19 protein-coding genes and 5 pseudogenes are annotated in these 21,307 nt (G+C 35.8%); 10 read left to right on the top strand and 14 right to left on the bottom strand.

Annotated elements, in window-relative coordinates; all coding sequences use genetic code 11:
* The first annotated feature begins 621 nt into the window (after window positions 1-621).
* The 3 genes from ES765_RS16400 to ES765_RS16390 all read left to right on the top strand — a co-directional run bounded on the left by ES765_RS16400 (window position 622) and on the right by ES765_RS16390 (window position 5,345).
* The gene (locus ES765_RS16400) at window positions 622-837 is read left to right on the top strand and encodes a hypothetical protein (protein WP_138115387.1); all 216 of its coding nucleotides are present in this window, start codon (window positions 622-624) and stop codon (window positions 835-837) included.
* Window positions 838-1,016: 179 nt separating this feature from the next.
* Window positions 1,017-4,256, top strand: coding sequence for a PAS domain S-box protein (locus tag ES765_RS16395; protein WP_171017333.1), 3,240 nt, complete (start codon window positions 1,017-1,019; stop codon window positions 4,254-4,256).
* Between the two features lie 18 nt (window positions 4,257-4,274).
* Window positions 4,275-5,345 carry a response regulator gene (locus tag ES765_RS16390; RefSeq protein ID WP_138115385.1) on the top strand — a complete coding sequence of 357 codons (1,071 nt, stop codon included), beginning with the start codon at window positions 4,275-4,277 and terminating at the stop codon, window positions 5,343-5,345.
* Between the two features lie 241 nt (window positions 5,346-5,586).
* On the opposite strand, the gene ES765_RS16385 is transcribed toward ES765_RS16390, so the two are convergent.
* Window positions 5,587-5,811 carry a DUF6327 family protein gene (locus tag ES765_RS16385; protein WP_138115384.1) on the bottom strand — a complete coding sequence of 75 codons (225 nt, stop codon included), beginning with the start codon at window positions 5,809-5,811 and terminating at the stop codon, window positions 5,587-5,589.
* Between the two features lie 931 nt (window positions 5,812-6,742).
* Here ES765_RS16385 and ES765_RS16375 point away from each other — a divergent pair.
* Window positions 6,743-7,174 (top strand): hypothetical protein, encoded by a 432-nt coding sequence (locus ES765_RS16375; RefSeq protein WP_138115383.1) that lies wholly within the window; start codon window positions 6,743-6,745, stop codon window positions 7,172-7,174.
* A gap of 703 nt (window positions 7,175-7,877) precedes the next feature.
* On the opposite strand, the gene ES765_RS16370 is transcribed toward ES765_RS16375, so the two are convergent.
* Window positions 7,878-8,399: a BON domain-containing protein gene (locus ES765_RS16370; protein WP_262710690.1), complete on the bottom strand. Its 522-nt coding sequence runs from the start codon at window positions 8,397-8,399 to the stop codon at window positions 7,878-7,880.
* 169 nt (window positions 8,400-8,568) lie between these two features.
* Window positions 8,569-8,874, bottom strand: a complete 306-nt coding sequence (locus ES765_RS16365; protein WP_171017332.1) for a BON domain-containing protein — start codon at window positions 8,872-8,874, stop codon at window positions 8,569-8,571.
* A gap of 208 nt (window positions 8,875-9,082) precedes the next feature.
* Between ES765_RS16365 and ES765_RS16360 the strand changes: the two genes are divergently transcribed.
* The 5 genes from ES765_RS16360 (at window position 9,083) to ES765_RS21835 (ending at window position 12,108) form a co-directional block, all read left to right on the top strand.
* On the top strand, window positions 9,083-9,844 hold the full coding sequence (locus ES765_RS16360) for a sigma-70 family RNA polymerase sigma factor (RefSeq protein ID WP_138115380.1): 762 nt from the start codon (window positions 9,083-9,085) through the stop codon (window positions 9,842-9,844).
* A 522-nt stretch (window positions 9,845-10,366) separates the two neighbouring features.
* The gene (trxA, locus tag ES765_RS16355) at window positions 10,367-10,666 is read left to right on the top strand and encodes a thioredoxin (protein ID WP_171017331.1); all 300 of its coding nucleotides are present in this window, start codon (window positions 10,367-10,369) and stop codon (window positions 10,664-10,666) included.
* An 88-nt stretch (window positions 10,667-10,754) separates the two neighbouring features.
* Window positions 10,755-11,111, top strand: coding sequence for a hypothetical protein (locus ES765_RS16350; RefSeq protein WP_138115378.1), 357 nt, complete (start codon window positions 10,755-10,757; stop codon window positions 11,109-11,111).
* A gap of 193 nt (window positions 11,112-11,304) precedes the next feature.
* Entirely contained in the window at window positions 11,305-11,928 is a 624-nt protein-coding gene (locus ES765_RS16345) for an outer membrane beta-barrel protein (RefSeq protein ID WP_171017330.1), read from the top strand.
* An 18-nt stretch (window positions 11,929-11,946) separates the two neighbouring features.
* Window positions 11,947-12,108: a hypothetical protein gene (locus tag ES765_RS21835; RefSeq protein ID WP_171017329.1), complete on the top strand. Its 162-nt coding sequence runs from the start codon at window positions 11,947-11,949 to the stop codon at window positions 12,106-12,108.
* 343 nt (window positions 12,109-12,451) lie between these two features.
* Here ES765_RS21835 and ES765_RS16340 read toward each other — a convergent pair whose 3' ends face one another.
* The 3 genes and pseudogenes from ES765_RS16340 to ES765_RS16330 all read right to left on the bottom strand — a co-directional run bounded on the left by ES765_RS16340 (window position 12,452) and on the right by ES765_RS16330 (window position 14,212).
* Window positions 12,452-12,829 (bottom strand): response regulator transcription factor, encoded by a 378-nt coding sequence (locus ES765_RS16340; RefSeq protein ID WP_138115376.1) that lies wholly within the window; start codon window positions 12,827-12,829, stop codon window positions 12,452-12,454.
* Window positions 12,830-13,223: 394 nt separating this feature from the next.
* Window positions 13,224-13,436, bottom strand: a pseudogene (locus ES765_RS22760) (Dps family protein); the annotation flags it as partial.
* 188 nt (window positions 13,437-13,624) lie between these two features.
* Window positions 13,625-14,212: a DUF2238 domain-containing protein gene (locus ES765_RS16330; protein WP_249356529.1), complete on the bottom strand. Its 588-nt coding sequence runs from the start codon at window positions 14,210-14,212 to the stop codon at window positions 13,625-13,627.
* Window positions 14,213-14,312: 100 nt separating this feature from the next.
* Here ES765_RS16330 and tnpA point away from each other — a divergent pair.
* A pseudogene (tnpA, locus tag ES765_RS16325) lies at window positions 14,313-14,756 on the top strand (IS200/IS605 family transposase).
* Window positions 14,757-14,907: 151 nt separating this feature from the next.
* On the opposite strand, the pseudogene ES765_RS22420 reads toward tnpA, so the two are convergent.
* From ES765_RS22420 to ES765_RS16285, 8 genes and pseudogenes are all read right to left on the bottom strand, one after another.
* Window positions 14,908-15,585: pseudogene (locus ES765_RS22420) on the bottom strand (SDR family NAD(P)-dependent oxidoreductase); the annotation flags it as partial.
* 795 nt (window positions 15,586-16,380) lie between these two features.
* Entirely contained in the window at window positions 16,381-16,767 is a 387-nt protein-coding gene (locus ES765_RS16310; RefSeq protein WP_138115372.1) for a hypothetical protein, read from the bottom strand.
* 583 nt (window positions 16,768-17,350) lie between these two features.
* A pseudogene (locus ES765_RS16305) lies at window positions 17,351-17,748 on the bottom strand (DUF302 domain-containing protein).
* 191 nt (window positions 17,749-17,939) lie between these two features.
* Window positions 17,940-18,963 (bottom strand): annotated as a pseudogene (gene glk, locus ES765_RS16300) (glucokinase).
* A 64-nt stretch (window positions 18,964-19,027) separates the two neighbouring features.
* A complete protein-coding gene (locus ES765_RS16295) occupies window positions 19,028-19,285 on the bottom strand; it encodes a hypothetical protein (RefSeq protein WP_138115371.1) in 258 nt (85 codons plus the stop codon).
* Window positions 19,267-20,202: a 1-phosphofructokinase family hexose kinase gene (locus tag ES765_RS16290; protein ID WP_138115370.1), complete on the bottom strand. Its 936-nt coding sequence runs from the start codon at window positions 20,200-20,202 to the stop codon at window positions 19,267-19,269. Before ES765_RS16290 ends, ES765_RS16295 begins: the two co-directional genes overlap by 19 nt.
* 60 nt (window positions 20,203-20,262) lie before the next feature.
* Window positions 20,263-20,412: a hypothetical protein gene (locus tag ES765_RS22415; protein WP_249356526.1), complete on the bottom strand. Its 150-nt coding sequence runs from the start codon at window positions 20,410-20,412 to the stop codon at window positions 20,263-20,265.
* A 42-nt stretch (window positions 20,413-20,454) separates the two neighbouring features.
* Window positions 20,455-21,252: a 2-hydroxyacid dehydrogenase gene (locus ES765_RS16285; RefSeq protein WP_249356524.1), complete on the bottom strand. Its 798-nt coding sequence runs from the start codon at window positions 21,250-21,252 to the stop codon at window positions 20,455-20,457.
* Window positions 21,253-21,307: the final 55 nt, after the last annotated feature.

Raw genomic sequence — 21,307 nt, 5'->3', positions numbered from 1 at the left:
GCCGGGTTACCTGACTGCCGGTGAGGCAGGTCCACTATATCGCCCGTTGAGGCCCATATATGGTTTCGTAAACCCTAAAAGAGCTCTAGTGTCGCTTTTTAGGGCAAAGAGCTCTAACAATCCGTTGCGGTCGATGCCGCTGCTACCCCTAACCCTTGCGACCTCACGGATTTTTTTTGTGGATAGAGAGAAAGAAGAAAAGGGTAGTTTTGAAACAAACATATCATACAATTAATATATGTTCACCTCCAATAGTTGGTGCATCATTTACATATTGGAATATCCAGATTGTGATATTGTTATCTCTCCTGAAAAACTAAATGATTATGACGCATTATATTTGGGGTTTAAAAGAAACTGTTAACGTTCTAAAAGAGAATAAGGAAGGTTGAAAAATATAATCTAGTGTTTTTCTTTTATAATTAAAACCATGACTTAGGTCATGGTAGGGTATAGGTGTCAACAGTAAGTTTGCCAAAACGCTTTATGAATCTCCAAATTAACAATTTTTTTGAACAAGAATCATGGCTGGCATATCTTATTGCGTCACTGGTAAGTATACTGTTAGGTCTGAGGTTACACTGGCTCATTTATACATTTCTTAAACTCAATATTAAAAGGATGCCTAAAATTCTAAATGAACAGTTGAATGACAAACCATTTGTCAATTGGACCTTTAATTCACAAAAACTCATGGGAAGCGTTTTTTTATATGTAGATTATACATTTCCGGTTACCGAGCTCCGTACTAAATTATCAGCAGTTTTAAAAGATTATCCATTATGGGATAAGAACGTATCAAATTTGCTAGTTACGAATATAGATGGCAACTTTTAGCGCAAAAAACGCATCTGATAGTTAGAATCTTCGTTGCTGCCTCAGGAAATATTTGATGGGCTTAATACAAAATATCAATCTATTGATTTGCCGAAATTTCGAATAGGCAACATCAATAAAGTTAAATATCGAATGTACTTAGCTTCATGCTTTTACTTTCTAAATACCTCTATCATAATATGAAAATTCAACCGAGAGATACAGAGCTTTTGCAGCGAATATTCGACTCATCAATAGAAGGCATACTCGTAGTCGATGACCAAGGTAGCATTATCGATGCCAACGCATCTTGTGAACGAATATTCGGCTATAGGGAAGGGGAGTTAAAGCACAAAAAGCTGGATAGCTTACTCCCTAAAAAATTTAGAAAAAAGCATAAAACGCATAGAAGTAATTATGCAAAAAAACCTGAAATGCGCATCATGGGCCTAGGCATGGATTTATGGGGACTAAAAAAAGATGGCTCAGAGTTTCCGTTAGACATTAGTTTGAGTCCTTCTGTAATAGAAGGAAATCAAGTGACAATAGCGTTTATTAGAGATAGTTCGATTCTAAAGTCTGCAATAAACGCTAAAGTGTTGAGTGGTAACAGAATGGACGAAGCTCAAAGATTAGCTCATGTTGGCAGTTGGTTTTGGGATTTGCAAACTAACGAAAGGGAATGGTCTGACGAGTTTTATAAAATTTTTGGTCTTCCGCCTGGCGATAATCGGCTAAATGCTGAAACGGCAGAAAAATTTATCCACCCTGATGATAGGGAAAATGCATCAAAAGTACTTGAAAATGCTATTGAAAACCAAATTCCTTATAAATTTGAGAAAAGGATTGTAAGGCCCGATGGTTCCGTAAGATATGTCATTACCAAAGGGAAAATAACTTATAATAAATTAGGAAAGCCCATACGCATGATGGGTACCATGCAAGATATTACCGACTTGAATTTTCTAAAAGATGAATTTGCAGCAAGTGAGACAAGAAACAAGGATATTTTAAAAGCTATACCTGATTTAATGTTTGTGCTTAACGCGCAAGGCGTATACCTCGAAGTTAATGCATCAGATCCTTCCATTTTATTGGTGCCCAAAGATCAGATCATAGGTAAAAATATTAATGATATACTATCCAAAGAACTCTCTAAAAAAATAATGGAAGCTTTTGATAATAGTAAGAAAACAAATACCACACAAATTGTTGAATATTCCCTCACCATTTTAGAGAGGATTGCGTATTATGAAGCTCGGGTTGAGGCCAAGAACAACGGTAATTTTTGGGTTATTGTAAGAGATATAACAAATCAAAAGGAATCAGTAGAAACTCTTTATATCAGAAACCAAGCTTTGGAATCAGCCAAAAATGGCATCGTAATAACAGATGCCGAACAACCTGATTATCCTATTATTTATGCCAATGATGCCTTTTCAAAACTAACAGGATACTCTAAGAATGAATTAATGGGCAAAAACTGTAGATTTTTACAAGGTGTTGATCGTGCGCAGGATCAGGTCAAGATTATGGCGACCGCTATTGCTAAGGGTATGCCGTCGAATGTAGAACTACGTAATTATAAAAAAGATGGCACTTTGTTTTGGAATGAGGTTCATATTACACCTATATATAATGATAATGCAGTGTTGACCCATTTCATAGGCATACAGAATGACGTGACCGAACGTAAGTTAGAAGAACTTCTTAAGGACGATATTCGTTTAATATTGGAACAGATTGCTAACAATGAACCAATGACTGATATCGCAAATGCGATAGTAAAAACAATTGAAGGACATTTTGAGGGATGTATTGCCTCAATATTATTGCTCAATCAAAATCGGGACACCTTACACAATTTGGCTTCCCCGAATCTACCTGATAATTTTAGGAAAGCGATAGAAGGGATTAAGATAGGGAATGGCGTAGGATCCTGCGGTACTTCGCCTTTTTTAAAAGAAGCTGTGTTAGTAGATCATATTTCGAAAGATTCTCTTTGGTCAGATTATAAGGAATTAGCTTATACCTACGGATTGAAGTCTTGTTGGTCGTTTCCGATTTTTTCTTCTAACAAAAAGGTACTGGGCACCTTTGCTATTTATAATTATCGCCAACAAAAACCAGAAAAAGTAAAAAGGGAAATAATGGAGGAACTTACGTATTTAGCAAGCGTAGCCATAGAACACTATCGGATTAATGAAGAGTTGAAGGAAGGGAAACAGCAGTTAGAGAAAAAAGTTGCGGAACGCACCAAAGAAGTACACGCGACAGTACAAAAACTGGTGGAGTCCAATCTCAGTCTTGAAGACCAAATGCAGGTGACTAAAATAGCAGAACGAAAGGCTTTAGATAGTCAAGCATTATTTGCGGCTATTGCCGAATACTTTCCTAATGGTGTTATTGTTGTGATAGATAATAAATATAAGGTTAAATATATCAATGGTCAGGAATTGAAGAAATTTGGACTAAAAAGCACATCATATGAGAAAAAGGCAATAGATGAAATAGATCTCTTTTCAACTTACCAAAAAAATGCTTTAAAGAAAAGTGTACGCAGAACCCTAGATGGAAAACATCAAACCTTTGAAATCGAATTTATGAACATGAATTATGCTGTCTACACTTTACCTTTAAAAGATGTTAGAAATAAGGCAAACCAAGCCCTTTTCGTATACAATAATATCACATATCAAAAAGAAATTGAGTTAGGTATTCTAAACGCATTGCAAATAGAAAAAGACTTAAACGAATTAAAGTCACGTTTTGTTTCTATGGCTTCACACGAATTTAGAACGCCATTGAGCGCAATTCTATCCTCGGCCACCTTGATCGGTAAACAGAACGGTCCTGACAATGTACAAAAACGGGAAAAGTATGTCAATCAAATCCAGAACAATGTGCGTAGTTTGGTAGTCATCTTGAATGACTTCCTATCCCTTAGTAAAATGGAAGAAGGCAAAACGATTTCCCAACCAGAACGTTTTGATTTGGTTCGGTTAGTAAAAGACGTTATCGAAGAAATTGAAATTAATCAAGAAGCCGATCAACAAATTTATTTCCAATCAATTGAGCGGAAAATTCAAGTTTTCCTAGATGCTAAATTGATACATCATGCGTTGGTCAACTTGATATCAAACGCCACAAAATATTCCGAACAAAACACCAAAATCGAAATTTCTATAACTAAAAATGATGGAAAAGTAATAGTACAAGTTGCAGATCAAGGCATGGGCATACCTTTGGAAGAGCAGTCTAATCTGTTCAATCGTTTTTTTAGGGCGAATAATGCTACCAATATTCAAGGTACAGGGCTGGGTCTATATATTGTAAAGCAATATACAGAACTAATGGGTGGTACCGTCAGTTTTAAAAGTAAGCAAGGCAAGGGAACAACATTTTACCTAAATTTTCCTTTGTTGGATAATCGAACATAAATTAGATAATACAAAAAAATGAAAAAAATACTGATTATAGAAGACAACAAAGATGTCCGTGAAAACATGGGAGATATGTTAGAACTAGCCAATTATGAAGTAGCTACTGCCGAAAATGGAAAGAAGGGTATAGAAAAAGTATCTCAGTTTCACCCTGATATTATCGTTTGCGACATAATGATGCCTCAATTGGACGGCTATGGCGTACTCGAAGCATTAGGTAAAAATAAGGCTACAGCAGGTATTCCCTTTGTTTTTTTGACCGCTAAATCAGAAAAAGGAGACATGAGAAAGGGCATGAACCTAGGGGCAGATGACTACCTGACGAAACCTTTTGAAGAATACGAACTATTGGATGCCGTTGCTTGCCGGTTACGAAAGAACGAGTTTCTGCGCAAAGACTTCTCCAAGGATATCGAAGGAATCAACAAATTTTTTACAGATGCATTCGATTACTTAAATTTAGAAACTATTTCAAAGGACTATAGGCCCAAAGCATATAACAAAAAAGATTTTATTTTCATGGAAGGTGATGCCGCCTATACCCTCTATTTTGTTGAAAGAGGTACTATAAAGACTTATAAATCAACCGATGCAGGTAAGGAATTTGTAACGGGTATTCATAAAGCGGGTGATTTTATGGGGCAGCTATCCCTTCTGAGTAATAGTGAAACCTATTTGGAATCGGCAACTGCAATGGAATCTGCCGTGGTTTACAGTATACCTAAAACTGATTTCACTCACTTGATGTATGGTAATAGAGAAGTCTCGAATAAGTTTATGAATCTTATTTCTAACAACCTTAAAGAAATTCAGGAACAATTGGTAGATATGGCCTACGCCAGCGTTCGGCAGCGAGTGGCAAAAGTAATATTGAACTTTCATAGCAAGAGAATTATAAAAGATACTCTCAACGAGGGAATCGACATTGCACGTGAAGATTTTGCGGGTCTTATAGGCACCGCCACCGAAACCGCAATTCGCACGCTCTCTGATTTTAAAAAGGAAGGTCTAATTACTTTGGGGAATCGAAGAAGTATTATTATAGTGGATAAGATAGGACTGCAGAATGTAGCCAATTTTAAGTAGATAAATAGGAGTTTTAAATTCCTCCCATAATTTAATGGATGCTGTTCGCAATAGCAGATGTTCGTTTCTATAGCCAGTTTCTTAGCTTAAAAGCAATAAATTTAAGAGTATTTTTTGTAGGTAGAACGGCCCTTTTACTTTCGATAGCAAAATACATCACACTCTTTGTGATTCCAGCCTATTCAATCGACGTGAAATAGAATGAGGTTTAAAAATTGTCATACATATACCAAAGCTATACCTACTTGCGGAATAGGCTCACAATATTCGACAGCTTTTTAATAGCAAAAGTCAATTCAAATTGCTGAATCATCTCTTTAAACCCGCCGAGCAGCTCGCTAGGGTAAAGGTCACTTTTCACATTGTTTAGGTCCATCTTTACACTTTCCTTATAAATCTCCTTTTGAAGTCTTAATATTTGAAGCTGTTTATCAATTTCCGTAAAATAATTGTAGTGTTTTGTCATAGTTTAATTGAAATAATCTTTCTAGAATCTTCGTATTAAAGGGCTGTTGAGTTTATCTCTTAAAAAATAAAAGGCTATGGCAACCAAAACATAAACCATCCCCATTATGATAAAGCCGATGTAAAAACTGTTCATCTTCTCATTGATGGCTAAAGATGCACCTATGGATAGTATGAATAGCGCCAAAATAATGGTTGCGCAAATTGCGCAAAGGTCGTGACAGACAGCATCAAAATTTTAAAAACCTTCAACTGAAGGTACTCTTCGCTGGTTTCCAGATAAGACCTCATGTCGTTGTCGGTTTCTATGAGGTCTTGTTTGAGTTCATCAAGGGCCATGGGCATTATTTATGCAGTTGGGCGTTCTTCTTTTTGAGATCTTCGAACTTAATGTTCCAATGTGGCGATTATATCGTCTGCCTTGTAGCTAATAGTCGAGATGGCCTCATCCAATTTTCGGTCGAACTAATCTTTCTGCTCATTGGCTGATTTAGTAAGTTCTTCTTTAGCATGTGAGATACGCTCAGAAAGGTCATGACCGATATCTTGAACCTTGTACTTTATTTTGTCCCTCGTTACCGTGCCCTTGTCTGGTGATAGAGAATTCCGATTCCTGCGCCAATGGCGGCACCTGTTAAAAGAGCTAATAAATTGTTTCCGTTATCGTTTGACATCATTTTTGATATTTAGTGAAAATTAATAATAGGCTAAATTATATGCATTATAAAGTATGTAGAATGACGAAGGTCGGTATCCGTTTTTTTTTAGAATGATACAAATCATTACAGAATGCTTAACCTTATAATACCTTAGCAATTAGAATCACACAAATCACTACCATTAATATTTCTAATTGCTATGTAATGTTACCAAATTCATCGAAATTTTTACAAAAACACGTTTTGACAAAGGCGTATTTCAAACTATCACAGATGGTAGCAGCAATTGAAACCATCAAGAAAAAAAGATTGGTAAATACCCAAATTTCTGTTTTAGGAAAAATAGATGATTCTTTAGTAGAGGATAACTCAATTTCACGTTCAAAACAAAAGGAATTTAAAGAATTTTGGAGGCAATTACTGGGTTCCCCAGCGGATTTTGGATTCTTTTTCAATCCAGAAATAGGAACTATTTTTATTGTAGGGTCTTTGGTCTCGACTTTCTTGCAGGATGTTGAAGGCACCAAACTAGGTGCTATGTCTGTAGGTCCTTATGGAATTTTAAGGGGTTTGGGTATTGAACCTGAGCATGCCAGTTCACATATCAAAATCTTGGGGAAAGGTGGATTTATTTTAATTATAAGGGGCTACGACCAAGATTTACTAAAATTGGAAGAAGCACTAATACCTATAAATAAATATTGAAGTGTTGAATGCAAGTTTTTTTAAAATCTTCATCTGCTGCGACTTTTTTTAATAGTTATTAACGAAACTAGTTAGCATTGCTATACCGTCTTCGACAATAACGCCAACCTATTCGTGTCTCATTAATACTGGGTTGCCATTAGAATTCGTGAAAATTACCATTTTAATTTAAGTATTTGTATTCATTATTTTGATGATTTTCATTGAATACTGATTTTTTTAAAGTGTAAATTATGGTGTATATGAACCTTTAGAAATGAAGTAGGAATATGCCTTAGTATGGAAACGATGTGGTTTTATATGAAATCGAGGTGAGTTCTATACGTGTGTATTCAAGAAGGGTATTTAAATGATAGCAGAAAGCGAAAGATTACTATTGTTAATGAACGATTCTAGTCTTATATACACCCATAAAGAATTGAGTGTTTATATCGTTTTCATTCCTTTATATAAGGAAATCGGGAACACTTGAGTATTCCACGATTTCCCAGAAGGTTCCAAATGAACTTGGTTGTGGATTTTCACCAATCAACCAAGTTCCTGCAAATATACCTCATTAAGATATGCGGCATTTGTTAGAACTTTCCTAGACAGCTTAAGGTATTTTTAACCCAAAAGGCTGGTATTTTACCAAATTTAATTACATATAAATGGGATAATATTGAACCTTTAGTTCATTAGTTACTTCTGTCATACCTGGTGCCTAAAATGCTGCCCGAGTGGCATCATCTTTTTCTTTAAGTGAGTTTACGGTACCAGTTAATATTGCGGTATGTCCTTCTATTTTTACTGTAATAGTATTGGCATCGATATCTGCAGAGCGTTTAAAAGCCTCCATTATTTTATGCGCCACTTCTGTAGGTGGGGTTTCCTTATAAATAGTGATATTATTAATGACCCCTTTTACCCCTTGTAAATTTTGAATGGTGTTTTTTGCTGCATTTTTTTGATAGTCCCATTTCAACTCTCCTGATAAAAAAATGTATCCATCATCAACTTTTACCATTAGTTTTTCCCTGGGTACCGAAGTGTTCAATTCTAAAGCACGTACTGCTGCTTTGGCGATTTCTTTATCAGTAGTTTTATAATTATCACCATACTTTACAATAATATCTTCTGCAACTGCCTTCACTCCGGCTATACTCTTGGCTGCTTTTTCAGCTGCCACTTTTTTTGGAAATTCATCAACAAAACTGGTAAGGGTAACCACGCCATCTTCTACAATTACCCCTATTTAGGTCTCATCGATGTTGGGTTGCCATGCTAGCTCGTGAAGAATATCTTGTTTAATTTCTAAATCTGTTCTCATGATTTTATTTTTTATGTTACTCCTTTAATTATTAAAAATTGTGCTCATTTTGAAAGGCCCGGGTTAGCTCAACGCTCAAATAAACCTACTCAGGTTCAACCTTGGTACTGCCTTTATCTTTTAGCACATCGCCGGTTGTTAATGCAATTTCTGTGTGAGATTTTGGCACTGTGGCATCATAATTTACTGCGATTTCTTCTGCCACTGCTATAACTTCTACTACGCCTCTGGTTACCTCTTCTGCCGCCATTTTTTTAGCATAGTTATTTACAATACCCATAAGAGTAACAATTCCATTAGTTACAATTACCCCAATTTCGGACTGGTTAACGTTAGGTTGCCATAACAATTCTTCCAACACATCTTCTTTGATTTCTAAATCTGTTCTCACTATATAATGATTTTCATTAAACAATATGTAATGAACAAAGTCAAAATTAGGGATTGTCTAGAACATGTTCACTGATGCAGGTCAGTTCTGAAATATTTAACACTATGTTGTTTTATTATTAAAAATGCAATTTTCTTGTTGGGACTGATGTAGGTCATTTTCTATCAGAAGTGAAGGTTGCATTTTTGGTCTTATAAATATTCAAGCTATGCAAGACACCGTGAACTATTCCAAAAATCTAAAAGAGTATCACATATTTGTAGCAAATACATTTTCTGACTTAAAAAAATTAAGAGAGAAAGGCGACAAAACTTTATTTAACGAGCTCCTTTTAAAGACGTTGCCTCATGTAAAGAGGTATATAGCCAAAAGGTTTTATTCTGCCTTATCAAAAGGGAACCTTCCTCAAGGAAAATATAAAACCAAAGATTTTCTAGACCAATTGTTCATTGAGGTCTTTGATAATTTTATGGAGGTTAAAACGAAAAAAGACCTATATCCTTGGCTGTTCAAGATTGCAGATGAAGTTTTGGACGATACCATTGCCGATGAAGAATTCGACAATTATTTCTTAAAGAATATTGATGACTATTCGAAGCCAGAATGGGACGAGATGGAAGAAAAATACAGTATAGATGGAGGTGACGAATTGGTCATGATAGAAGAACTAGATGATATCTCATACCCTAAGAACGATTATGTACTGAACCATGTTTTCGTAGATAATGACACTAGTGACTTAATCGCTCAACTTGATGAAGTATTGGGTCCAGAGGGAATTAAAAAACATATTGAAATGGTATTGTATCATTTGCCCTTGACAATGCAAACGGTATTTGGATTGGCTACGGAATACTATTTTGATATAGAGGAAATTGCTAAAATAAGAGACCTAACCATTCAAGAAGTCAAAGAGCTTTTTGAACAGGCCAGTAAAAGTTTGGAAATCAGATTCTTGAACCGGATTTAAATAAAATAATCACAATAATAATTTAAAAAATACTACGATGAATACGAAAAGTACAAACCCAAAAACAGAATTATTATTAGGTCCAGGACTTGATGTGTTGCACTTTGAAAGTAGGGAATGGTAAGATACCATTGCTTTCTGGAAATTCGAAATCAGGTTCTTTGCCGATTTGCTAAAGAAAAAGCAATCAACTGATGAAGATAAACAAGCATAAGGTAACCTATTAAAAGCGCAGGACAATATACATGCCGGTCTATTTGATTTTTTAGCTGATAACAATAATCAATCACGAAAAATACCTATCTCGACTTGAAGATTCCGAAAAAGGTTTATCTGATAGCGACTATCAAGAAAAGCACCGTGGGCTTATGACTAAAATGGAAAATTATACCAACGCCATCAGATTGTTCAAAAAATTGATCTTTGATTATGCAAAGAACAGTTGAGTACGACCCCATTTCTTGAAAAAGATTATGAGATTCCAATTAATTAACAAATAGTGGAAATGTTCACCTCAGAATTATGAAAGGAGATTTCATTGAATTGATTAATGACAACAAGCCTGTACTTGTAGATTTTCATGCGGAATGGTGTAGCCCATGTAAGGCACAAGCTCCAATTATACAGCAGGTATCAAAAGAAGTTAATAGTAAGGTTCGTATTATTAAAATTGACATTGATAAGAACAGAGCTATTGCGCAACGCTATAATGTTAAGAGTGTACCTACATTGGCGCTCTTTAAAGCAGGGAAAATAGTGTGGCGTGATTTGGGGGTGCAAACAAAGGCAAAGCTGATTGAAATAATTAAACAAAATACGTAATATTCAATTAGCAATACCCATTCTTTATTAGGGTATGAAATGAAGAAGGTTTCGACCTGATAGTAAAATTGATTAAAAAAGATGATATATGGAACTAACAATGTATCAAAAAGAATATGCCCTGGAGGGCAGTATAGATAATTTTTTGGACTTCTTTTACAGCTTTCAGATGAATTCTTTAGCCAGTGATTTGTTATACCAAGGCTTGTCGCCCAAACAAATCAGTGATGCCATTATTAAGGCCATTAATGTGGGGAAGTCTTCTGGAATGAATATTCGTGAACACTTCAAACCTGTTTTCAGTAGTATGAATGGAGCTATTGTAAACGACTGCAAACTCTCTCGTTTGGGTTATGGTCTAGTGCTGATGAACGCAGAAATAAAACTTTCTGCCGTTTGTAAATGGCAGATAAAAGTATTGAAAGAATATTTGGCTAAAAGTTAAAGGCTTGAACGTTGGTTTGTTAATAATGACTATAACTGAAATTAATTGTTTTGTGATATTTTATGTTACTTGTGTAAAACACATTAAAATTTGCATTTTTAAAAAAATGCTTAGTATTTACAACTGAATTTGTTCGAAAGTTCAATGATAATTTTTAAGCTGATACAATTATAAAGTCCTAAATACTAGTATGATGATGAAAAGAATATTGTTCACATTAACATTTTTATTGATGCTCTTTTCAGGCTTTAAAGGTTCTTCACAGGATTGGTATGTTCGTGCAGGAGGTGGCTATTCGGGTGAATTTGCTAAAACCGAATTCAACAATACTGATCCTAATGGCATAACGGGAATCAGACAATCTACTTCGGTAACGTTAAACTCTGATGGTACGGCCACCGTAGAGGCCCTGAACGGTACTGTGGGTTCGGGCTATAAGTTTTTTGTTACTGGTGGTTATATGTTCAACAGCTATTTGGGTGCTGAACTTGGTCTTAATTATTTTAGGGGCGACGAAACCACTGTGGGGAGTTTGACGAGTTCTCAGGTTCAGTCCAAGGTGAAAACCTATATTCAGGGATTTGACCTTAGCCCAGCAATTTATCTTACACCCGCTTTTTCAAAATTGAACCCTTATTTGGGCGCGGGATTATTACTACCTGTGGTCGGAAATCTTACTATTGATACGAAGATAAGGCAAGTTGATGGTGGAGGGGGTGGTATTGACATCATTGTTACAGCTGAATCTGAGGTAAAATCTAGATTTAGTCTGGGGTATTCCGGTGCTCTGGGTGTCACTTATCTAATTAACGAATAGGTTAGCCTATTCGGAGAGATGGAGTTCAAAAGTTTAACCATCGAAAGTAAATCGGCGGAAATAAAGACATATAGCACTTTGTCGGTCAGGGATGGTCAATCTGTTGCTGTGCCAGGTGAACAGTTATCAGATCTATCCCGATACGAAATAGAGTTTGAATTTACCGATAGCTTTACCTAAAGTACAACTACAACGTCCGATGAAAACGATGTGCGAAGAATACTCACCCAATTGGTAAATGCCAGCGGAATAGGATTAAATGTTGGGGTACGCTATTCATTTTAAAAAAAGATGAGTTACTTTAAAAAGAATTTTTAGTATGACTAACTCCGTAATTGAAGGTATAGACGAATGGCCGTTGTTATTCCCAATAACGGGCTTATTTTACCGTTGATAAATAACCTGTTGTTCTAAATGCCTTTACGCTCCCTCCATGAGATTCACAGAGTATTTGACAGGCTGGCTCGTTAGGGGTACTAAAAGAAATTCGGTAGACGCTAAAAGACAAAAACAAGGTATTACCTTAAGAAATTTTTCTTCGTTTAAAGCACTTTCGAATCGATACCAAAAGATCTGTGATTTCGCAAGGCTTTACAACATAGTCGTATGCACCAAGATTCATTCCTATTTTAATATCATTTTTTTCGCTATTCGCACTGTAAAAAATTAATGGGATAGTTTTAAGGTGGGAATGTGACCCCAATTTGGCGAGTAGTTCAAAACCGCCCATTTCGGGCATCAGTACATCACAAATAATGAGGTCGGGACGAACTTCAGTAGCCTTTTGAAAGCCTTTATTGCCATTGATGGCAGTATTAACAGTATAGCCTTCAAACTCTAAGAGTTCAGCGGTATTTTCAAGAATGGTAAAATTATCCTCAATAAGTAAAATTAGCGGCATACTTATGAAGGTTTTAGATTATGGGGGCTTCCCGAATATACTCTTTTTTATTGGGAATATTCCTGTTAATACTTAAGAGTTGAATGTAGGGGTGGGTATTTTTTAAATAAATTTAAGTTGGTTCTTTATTAGGTCATTTCTTTTTTAATGTTGGGTAACAAATAAATGTGTTTACAAAAGTTGTGGATTAAAGTTACCCCTCAATGAATATTGTTAAAATAGTTGAGACTTGTTGTAAAATTTATATTAAATGTGATTGTAACATCCATGCAGTTTTCTCGTGCTGTTCCATTAGTCCAATAATATAGTCACTAATACCATCAGCCTTCCATTTTTCTGCAATAGGTTTTATTTCTTCCCTAAGAAAAATAATAATGCTTTCGTGGTCTTCTAACTATTCTGAAAATATACTCTGACTATCATTCTTACCTTTTGTCTTTTCGGTAAGATGTGTTAATTCGGAATACATTTTTAAAGTTGCAGGCACATAATGACCTACCATACGTATTTTTTCTGCTACAGTATCAATAACTCCCTGTTGCTCTTCGTATAACGTTTCAAGATATAGGTGTACAGAATGAAAATCTGGGCCTTCAACATTCCAGTGGAAATTTAAAGTTTTTTAATATAGGACGAATTCATCAGCCAATACCTTTGCTAATTGGTCTGCGACAGCTTGTCTGTTTTCTTTAGAAATTCCAATATTTGGTGTTTTCATTTTTGAAATTTTAGATTAAAAATAAAACAAAGTTATTGGATATTAAAAACAATTATCATGACCTGCATCATTATAAATTATTTTCTTGGATTCATAAATAAGGCATATACATAATAGAATATAGTAGCAAGTATGACACCCAAAAATGCGATAGCCATGTCTTTTTGCGAATCCCAAGTATCGCCTTGAGTACCCAAGTAAGCTATACCCTGATTAACAAAAAATTTATCAGCAACGATACATTCAATAACTTCATAAACAGCACCAACGGCAAGTGTAGTGGTAATGGGCAAAATGTTAGCTAATGGTTTGGAATACCCCATCCATTTTGAGAAACATTCTTGCATGGGGTAATACAGCAGAAAACCAAAACTGAAATGTACAATTCTCTCGTATTCGTTTCTAGGCGAATTTAAAACTTCGTGCAACCAAAACCCGAACGAATTGTCTGCATACGTGTATTTTGAACCATAGACGTGCAGACACAAAAACATACAAATAAGAAAGTAACTGAAATCGCTAAAGTGGTACCTTTTATAAGTTAGTAGTAAAAAAAGCAGCGAAATGAACGTCGAGGTATTTTCTATTAACCAATTTGCGATATCGTTAGTTCCGATTAAGGAATTCGCCCATACCGTGGCAAATAAAAAAACAAAAACAATCAACCCTTCCGTTGAGCTAATACTCCTTGAGCAACCATTTTAATCAACAGAATTCCTCGAGGCTCTGCCTCGGGGTAGCGTACTGATATGTATTTTTGTGATTATAAGTAATCACAAACACAAGCGGCATAACAAGAGCCTGTTGCTTTATCATTTTGTTTGTCCCATCAAATATCGGAGAACTGTACTTAGCGATAACGTTTCTACGACCTTCAAAGAGATTTGTCTTGGTACAGAGGAACGGTACGAGATTCATTTTTTGGAGATAAGTTTTGATGTCAACCACGTTCATTTTTTGATTCAGAGTGTTCCGTCGAACGCTCCGAAAAAGATAATCGGTGCGGTCAATAGCATCACGGCCAAGGAAATATTCAGGCTCCATCCCGAAGTGATAACGCTGCTTTAGGGCGGTAAATTTTGGACAAGTGGATATTATGTGAATACTGTTGGACAGTACACAAATGAAGAGGTAATAAAGAAGTACCTCCAAAACCAAGGAAAATCCGACTATAAAGAAATACATAAAAATCAATTACGTTTGTTTTGATACCTCGATGGCTCTGCCTCGGGGTAGTTCATTTAATTCTTTCTAATTATACTTTCTTTTGATTTATTATTTAGTTTGAATTTTTATGTCATTACGCCGCCATCCAAAACAAGTTGGGTGCCATTGCAATAGCTAGAGTCACTTGAGGCTAAATAAATGAATGCCTTTGCCACTTCTTCAGGGGTACAAAGTCGTTTAGCCGGTGTATCATCAATCCATGACTGGTGCACTTGGGAAGGAGCAGCCCTTAAAAGAGGCGTTTCGACATAATATGGACAAAGTGTATTGGCCCTAATATTTTTTGCAGCATATTGAACAGCTATATTTTTGGTCATTCCTAATACACCATGTTTAGCTGCGGTATAGGGCACTAGACCATGTTCAGCTTTAAGACCGCCTAGAGATGACATATTTACAATACACCAGCACCTTGTTTTAGAAACTGTTGCAATTCATACTTTACACAATAAAACTGCCCTGTAAGATTTATGGCTATTATCTTGTCCCATTCTTCTTCAGGCATATCATGAATGCCAGAATATTTACCTGCGATACCTGCGTTATTAAATGCTACATCAAGCCTTCCAAATTTTTCAACCGTTAAGCTGATAGCCTCTTTTACACTGGAAACATTCGATACATTTATAGGTGCAAAAAGGCATTTTGCCCCCAAATTTTTAATTTCATTTAAGGTTTGGTCATGATCTTTTCCCGGAAGGTCTGCAACTACTATTATTGCACCTTCTCTTGCAGCTACTAATGCAGCTGCTTTTCCGATTCCAGAATTACCACCTGTAATAAACACAACCTTATTTTCAAGTTTTTTCATTTTTTCTTTGTCTTATTTATTAATAATTCTTGTCAAGACTATCTAGTTGGTAAACCAAACCAGCTTTAACTTCACTATTTTTTCTATAATTTTTGAATACAGACTTAAATTGTGCCCTTCGGCTAATGAAATGAGGCAATATCTTCTTTGCTTTTCCAGATGCGCTAAACTTTGCCTTCTCATTTTAAATTCTGAAGGGATATTTACGGGCTATATTATCTATCAATATAGTATCAGAATTATAGGGTGAAATTCCACTTTGTGAAAAAGCATGTTCTTTGTCTTATCTGAATGTACTAGTTCTTCTTCGCTATATTGTTAAATAGTTGTCCGCTCCTACATAACCTTTATCATCTAACCAAGTAGACATAGCTAGATATATTCTTGAAGAAAATTCTTCTTGTTCTACTCAATAATTAAGCAGATTTACCATTACTTCACTCAAAAATTCTGATTTTGTTCCCATAAAATTATTTTTTAAATGGATTTAAATCCTATTTGAGATTTTAGTTACAATAGGATGTGTCGTGTTGAAAATGACTTGGGTCAGGGAGCGAAAAAAGGAGCGGAAAAAAATCTATTTATTTGTTAATAAGGACTACCGTACATTTGAATGAATCATGCCAATAAAGTCGTAACAATGAGTTTTCAGGTAATCCTTCAACCTTTAAATAGTGTGATGCTCGTTTTTGCAAACCAATAACTCAGAATCAATACTTATAAGGCTGTGAATAGAATGTTCGAACCTAAAATAAATTGGTTCCATTTATCTTTAGGAATTGATATTTGTATTTGCTACATATACTTATTTAAAAAGCGAAAGAACTCCTTTTTAAGATCTTCATAAATTTGACGTTGAGTTTCTATTTTGTTTCGAAATTTTAAATGTTTTTCAACAATTGCAATATCTAATGCATCCTTTCCCATTAAGCTTTGTCCTGCAATGCGCGTTTCATGTTCTTCAATTTCTTCTTGAAGATCTTCTAAAACCCCACCATGCAAAATAAATTCATTTTGGTAATGCTCCAATTTTACGAGTATGTCTTTGGCGGTCCAACGGGTTATGAGTTCACTCAATCGGTTTTTGAACGTTTTTAGTTCATCTTCCCAAAAAGCAAGTTCCGATTGCCATTGCTTATGCTCAAAATGTAGGTTAGAGTTGTAAATGATTTCTTTTTCCATGATATTATAATTAGTAAACGATATAGGACTTCACGCGATTCACAGTAATATTATTTTAAAGGTTATAGTAATTCCTAACGCAATTACTTCTTTAGGTTTTAATACTATTTGTATTAATGACTTTATGATGGTTATTAAAACCTATTGTTGAAAAACCTCCTGTTAATTTTATTAGATCCTTATATAATTTGATTTCTTGATATCATTTTTTTTAAAATATTAGTTGAAGACTTTAATGCTATACTTTTTAAAATTATATGAAATGATTAATATTCTAAATGACCTACGTCAATATGTAAAAAGAAACTGTATGACAGTTCTAACCAGCCTGCTACTTGGTAATAGTAATTCAAATATGATTTTTTTGGTCAATTACCAGATTTGTTTTGTCTTATTTGAAATCGGTTTATTCCATTTTTATAGTGAGATAATTGGCTTACCCTTTATTTCCGAAGCAATAAAATGATTCTTCATCTTAAGCGGTCAATTAATGATTTGTCTTAAAACGTTCTACTAGATGATTTAAAATCATTCATATCGGATTCAATTATATATAAAAGTGAAGATTCCGAAGCCCTTAGGCTTATGTGTTAATCGATATTCTCAACAACTTTTTTAGCCTATCGCCAACTTCATTGGCAATAGACATCAAATCTTTGTTGATAACTGCCTGCATTGAGGCCAATGGATTTACTGCAGCTATTTCTATAACTCCATTTTCCTTTTCTTGAACGATAACATTCCATGGTAGCATTGTGCCGATTTTATCCTCGGACTGTAGCGCATTGTATGCAAAGGAAGTATTACAGGCTCCCAAGATTTTGTAATTGTGGAAATCAACATCCAGTTTTTCTTGAGAGTTGCTTTTATATCAATTTACGTCAGCACACCAAAACCCTGTTTTTGTAGGGCTTCTTTAGTTTTTTCTACTGCTTCTTTAAAAGAAATGGTCGCAATTGTTTTGTTGAAATAGTATTTCATTCGATTCGTTTTAGTTGTTCATTTTAAAGTGTACCAAAATTTTATCATTTCTATTGATATACACTTTTCACTGTTCTTATCTTGTTCAAGCAAAACCTGTAGTTGTTTTCTTTTTGTAAAGAAACATTTTTATAGCTAGCTTTTGCCTAGTCTAAAAACCGTGATAGTCTTTTGTTATAACACTTAACAATTTATTCTTTATATAGTTTCATTGCCCCAAAATAAGCAGCTCCCAAGAGCGCTGTTTTTTCGTTCAGGATTACATTTACTGGGATCATTTGTAAAAGGGAGTTCATACGCCCCGATTGTACAAAGTTTTCATAAAAAACGGAACGGTTCAAACCTTTGATGATTTTTGGTAGAATGCCTCCACCGATATAAATACCGCCTGTGGCCTTAAATTTTAGGGCTAATTGAGCGCATTCTATAGCTAAAAAACGAGTGAACAGTATTAGGGTTTCTTGGCAAACAAAATCTTTTCTTTCTGTGCGGTACTGGTAATTACCGCTGCCGGATCTTCCTTAGCTAACATATCCCTTAACCATTGTGGCTCATTTATTCCACTTACCCGGCGTAATAAAACAGAAATATCATAGATGCCAGACCCCGAGATTATTCTTTCCCAACTTACATGTTCATACTTTTGTTTGAAGTATTCCCAAATCTCTAAGTCCGCTTCATTTCGGGGACTGAAATCGCAATGACCACCCTCTGTAGCAAAGGGATGATAGTGCGAACCATCCCAATAGAGTCCACCTTCCCCGAGACCGGTTCCAGGCGATATGATGGCAGCGTTGCCAGGTACTTTATTACCGTCCTTGATATTTTCCAAATCTTTGTCTTCAAGTGCTGCCATCCCATAAGCATTAGCTTCCATATCATTAATCAGATATACAGAATGAATTTTAAGTTCCTTTTTGAGTTGTTCGCTATCGACATCCCAAGGGAAATTGGTACCATGAACCTTCCCTTTTGTAATCGGGCCTGCAATGCCTAAACAGATTCCGTTGATTTTTTGGATTTTTCTATTTTAAATTCCTGGATAAGTTCTAAAAGGGAAGTATATGCTTTCGTGTGATATAACTTCTCTATCAGCAGGGTAAGCTGTTCTTCTTTAATCTCAAAAAGTGAGAGATGGGTCTTTGTTCCCCCAACATCTCCCGCTAAAATTATTCTGTTGGTTACCTTTGTTTTTTTATCGAAGCCAAAAGCCATTGGAATAAGCGGTTCATGAGCTGTAGGCAATGAAAATATTCTATTTTTTTTCATATTAGGTCTTTTAGGCAATGGTAACGGATTTATCTACATAAATATCCTGTATTAAATGAAGCAGTTCACTTTCTACTTTTACTGGTATTTGATAGGTTATTCTGCCAGAGCTCACTTTTATACCTCTTGATGTTTTATTAATTGGAGCAGTGTCGGTGACGGCTACAGAATTTTTATTGCATGATGCTCCGTCAGAATTGATAAAGGATCTTCTTTCAATAGTTTCTTTTTCGTTTTTTAAAATATATTCTATTGTCTTTTTATCCATTCATACAATCTGTCTGCATCTTCTTTGTTGCACAGTTGCGTACCCTCGTGCATGGTGGCCGCCGTACCACAGGCAATACCGTATTTTACCATATCACTAAAGGACTTACCTTTCAATAGGCTCACAAGCATACCTGCTACCATACTATCGCCAGCACCTATAGTACTTTTTTGGAGTACGGTAGGGGCAGGAATGTATTCCATTTCAAACTTCGTAGCCAATAAGGCCCCTTTCGGGCCTAATGAGACCACTAAGACCTCACAATCATGCTCTGCTAAAAAGTTTTTGGCAAGGGTTTCTAGTTTCAAGGCCGAAATGGACTCGACACCGCATAAAGCACTCAACTCACCCAAGTTGGGCTTTAGCATATAGATATGTGAATTGGCTGTTTTCAATAGGGCCTCTCCTGAAGTATCCAAAATAAAACGCGCCCCTTTTTTTTCTGCAATGACCGCTACTTTTACATAGAAGTCTTCTGGCATTCTGGGTGGTAGTTTTCCGCTGGCCACCAAATAATCGTTTTCTCCGAGATACTCTTCCAACCGTTTTAAAACAGTTTCACATTCTTCTTTTTCTACTTGGGGTCCAGGAACACCAAAACGGTATTGCTGATTGGTGGTTGTATCAGTAACCGCAAGGTTATCGCGCGTCCAGCCCTTGATAGGAATGACCATTTGTTCAATACCTGTTTGATCCAATACCTGTTTGAGATGTTCGCCAGTAGACCCACCTGCCAGATATATACAGAGTGAATCGCTACCCAGTTTTTTTAGGGCACGCGAAACATTTATACCGCCACCGCCAGCATCATACTTGGGTGCTGAACATCGCAATTTTGTGTTCGGACTAATACCAGCCACGGTAACGCTTTTGTCGATTACGGGATTTAAGGTTAGTGTAATTATTCTTTTGTGCATTTCTGTACGCGTATTTAAAAAATATGAATCTTCGTTAAGTAGTTTTTTTGCTAAATCTGTTTATTTTATTTCATTATCGCAGACCATACCTTTTTCCATTTTATCCAGATTTTCAAAAGTCGTCTCTGCAATATTCCGCAGCGCGGTATCGGTTAAAAACGCTTGGTGGCTGCTGATCAATACATTATGAAGTGTCATTAGGCGGGCCATTTTATCATCTTTTAGAATATCTTCAGAATGGTCTTCGAAATACTATCCCTTTTCCTCTTCGTATACATCCATACCGAAATAGCCGATCTGCCCCGACTTTAGGGCATCAATAACATTTTGGGTATTTACCAGCGCACCACGCCCCGCATTAATAAGCATTACCCCTTTTTTCATACGAACGATATTTTTTTCGTTAATCATGTGGTGCGTTTCTTCGGTCAAGGGCGCATGTAAGGTTATAATATCTGATTGTTGGCACAAGGTGTCAAAATCGGTATAGACTATGTTGTATTTTGTGGCAAGTTCTTTGTTCTCGATTGGGTCATACGCTAGCAAATGGCATCCGAAACCGTTAAGAATCTTGGCTACTACTTGTCCTATTTCACCTGTACCCACAATGCCTACGTTCTTCCCGTTCATATCAAAGCCCACTAAACCATCCAACGAAAAGTTCATTTCCATGATTCGATAATGGGTACGGATCAATTTTCGGTTTAAGGCCAACATGACTGCTACAGTAAACTCAGCAATAGCATTAGGGGAGTAGTCGGGTACCCTTGTAATTTTAATGCCCAATTTATGGGCATGTGCCACATCTATATTGTTGTAACCTGCCGAGCGCAGCGCAACAAACCGAACGCCCAGTTCGTACAATTTGTCTAAAACAGGTGCTGACGCATCGTCTGCTGTAAAAATAGATATGGCCTTACAATCTTTGGCAAGATCTACAGTATCCATGGTCAAATAAGTGTCCAATAATTTCAGCTCATTTTTGCCTTGATTTGCACTTTCCAAATACTTCCTTTCCCAATTGTGAATGTTAAATATGGCGATGTTCATTTTTTTGATTTAGACTTTCATCTTTTTAATTTGTAACCTTTTTATATCCATGACC

It is taken from the genome of Maribacter sp. ACAM166, assembly GCF_005771495.1.
GTDB lineage: Bacteria > Bacteroidota > Bacteroidia > Flavobacteriales > Flavobacteriaceae > Maribacter.
The sequence above is the reverse complement of the archived record's forward strand: the minus strand, read 5'-3'. Positions and strand labels throughout refer to the sequence as shown.

Excerpts from the sequence above, each read along its gene's own strand:
- ES765_RS16400 (WP_138115387.1), top strand. The coding sequence starts at position 622 with ATGCCTAAAATTCTAAATGAACAGTTGAATGACAAACCATTTGTCAAT.
- ES765_RS16395 (WP_171017333.1), top strand. The coding sequence starts at position 1,017 with ATGAAAATTCAACCGAGAGATACAGAGCTTTTGCAGCGAATATTCGAC.
- ES765_RS16390 (WP_138115385.1), top strand. The coding sequence starts at position 4,275 with ATGAAAAAAATACTGATTATAGAAGACAACAAAGATGTCCGTGAAAAC.
- ES765_RS16385 (WP_138115384.1), bottom strand. The coding sequence starts at position 5,811 with ATGACAAAACACTACAATTATTTTACGGAAATTGATAAACAGCTTCAA.
- ES765_RS16375 (WP_138115383.1), top strand. The coding sequence starts at position 6,743 with ATGGTAGCAGCAATTGAAACCATCAAGAAAAAAAGATTGGTAAATACC.
- ES765_RS16360 (WP_138115380.1), top strand. The coding sequence starts at position 9,083 with ATGCAAGACACCGTGAACTATTCCAAAAATCTAAAAGAGTATCACATA.
- trxA (WP_171017331.1), top strand. The coding sequence starts at position 10,367 with ATGAAAGGAGATTTCATTGAATTGATTAATGACAACAAGCCTGTACTT.
- ES765_RS16350 (WP_138115378.1), top strand. The coding sequence starts at position 10,755 with ATGGAACTAACAATGTATCAAAAAGAATATGCCCTGGAGGGCAGTATA.
- ES765_RS16345 (WP_171017330.1), top strand. The coding sequence starts at position 11,305 with ATGATGAAAAGAATATTGTTCACATTAACATTTTTATTGATGCTCTTT.
- ES765_RS21835 (WP_171017329.1), top strand. The coding sequence starts at position 11,947 with ATGGAGTTCAAAAGTTTAACCATCGAAAGTAAATCGGCGGAAATAAAG.
- ES765_RS16340 (WP_138115376.1), bottom strand. The coding sequence starts at position 12,829 with ATGCCGCTAATTTTACTTATTGAGGATAATTTTACCATTCTTGAAAAT.
- ES765_RS16310 (WP_138115372.1), bottom strand. The coding sequence starts at position 16,767 with ATGGAAAAAGAAATCATTTACAACTCTAACCTACATTTTGAGCATAAG.
- ES765_RS16295 (WP_138115371.1), bottom strand. The coding sequence starts at position 19,285 with ATGGATAAAAAGACAATAGAATATATTTTAAAAAACGAAAAAGAAACT.
- ES765_RS16290 (WP_138115370.1), bottom strand. The coding sequence starts at position 20,202 with ATGCACAAAAGAATAATTACACTAACCTTAAATCCCGTAATCGACAAA.
- ES765_RS22415 (WP_249356526.1), bottom strand. The coding sequence starts at position 20,412 with ATGGCCCGCCTAATGACACTTCATAATGTATTGATCAGCAGCCACCAA.
- ES765_RS16285 (WP_249356524.1), bottom strand. The coding sequence starts at position 21,252 with ATGAACATCGCCATATTTAACATTCACAATTGGGAAAGGAAGTATTTG.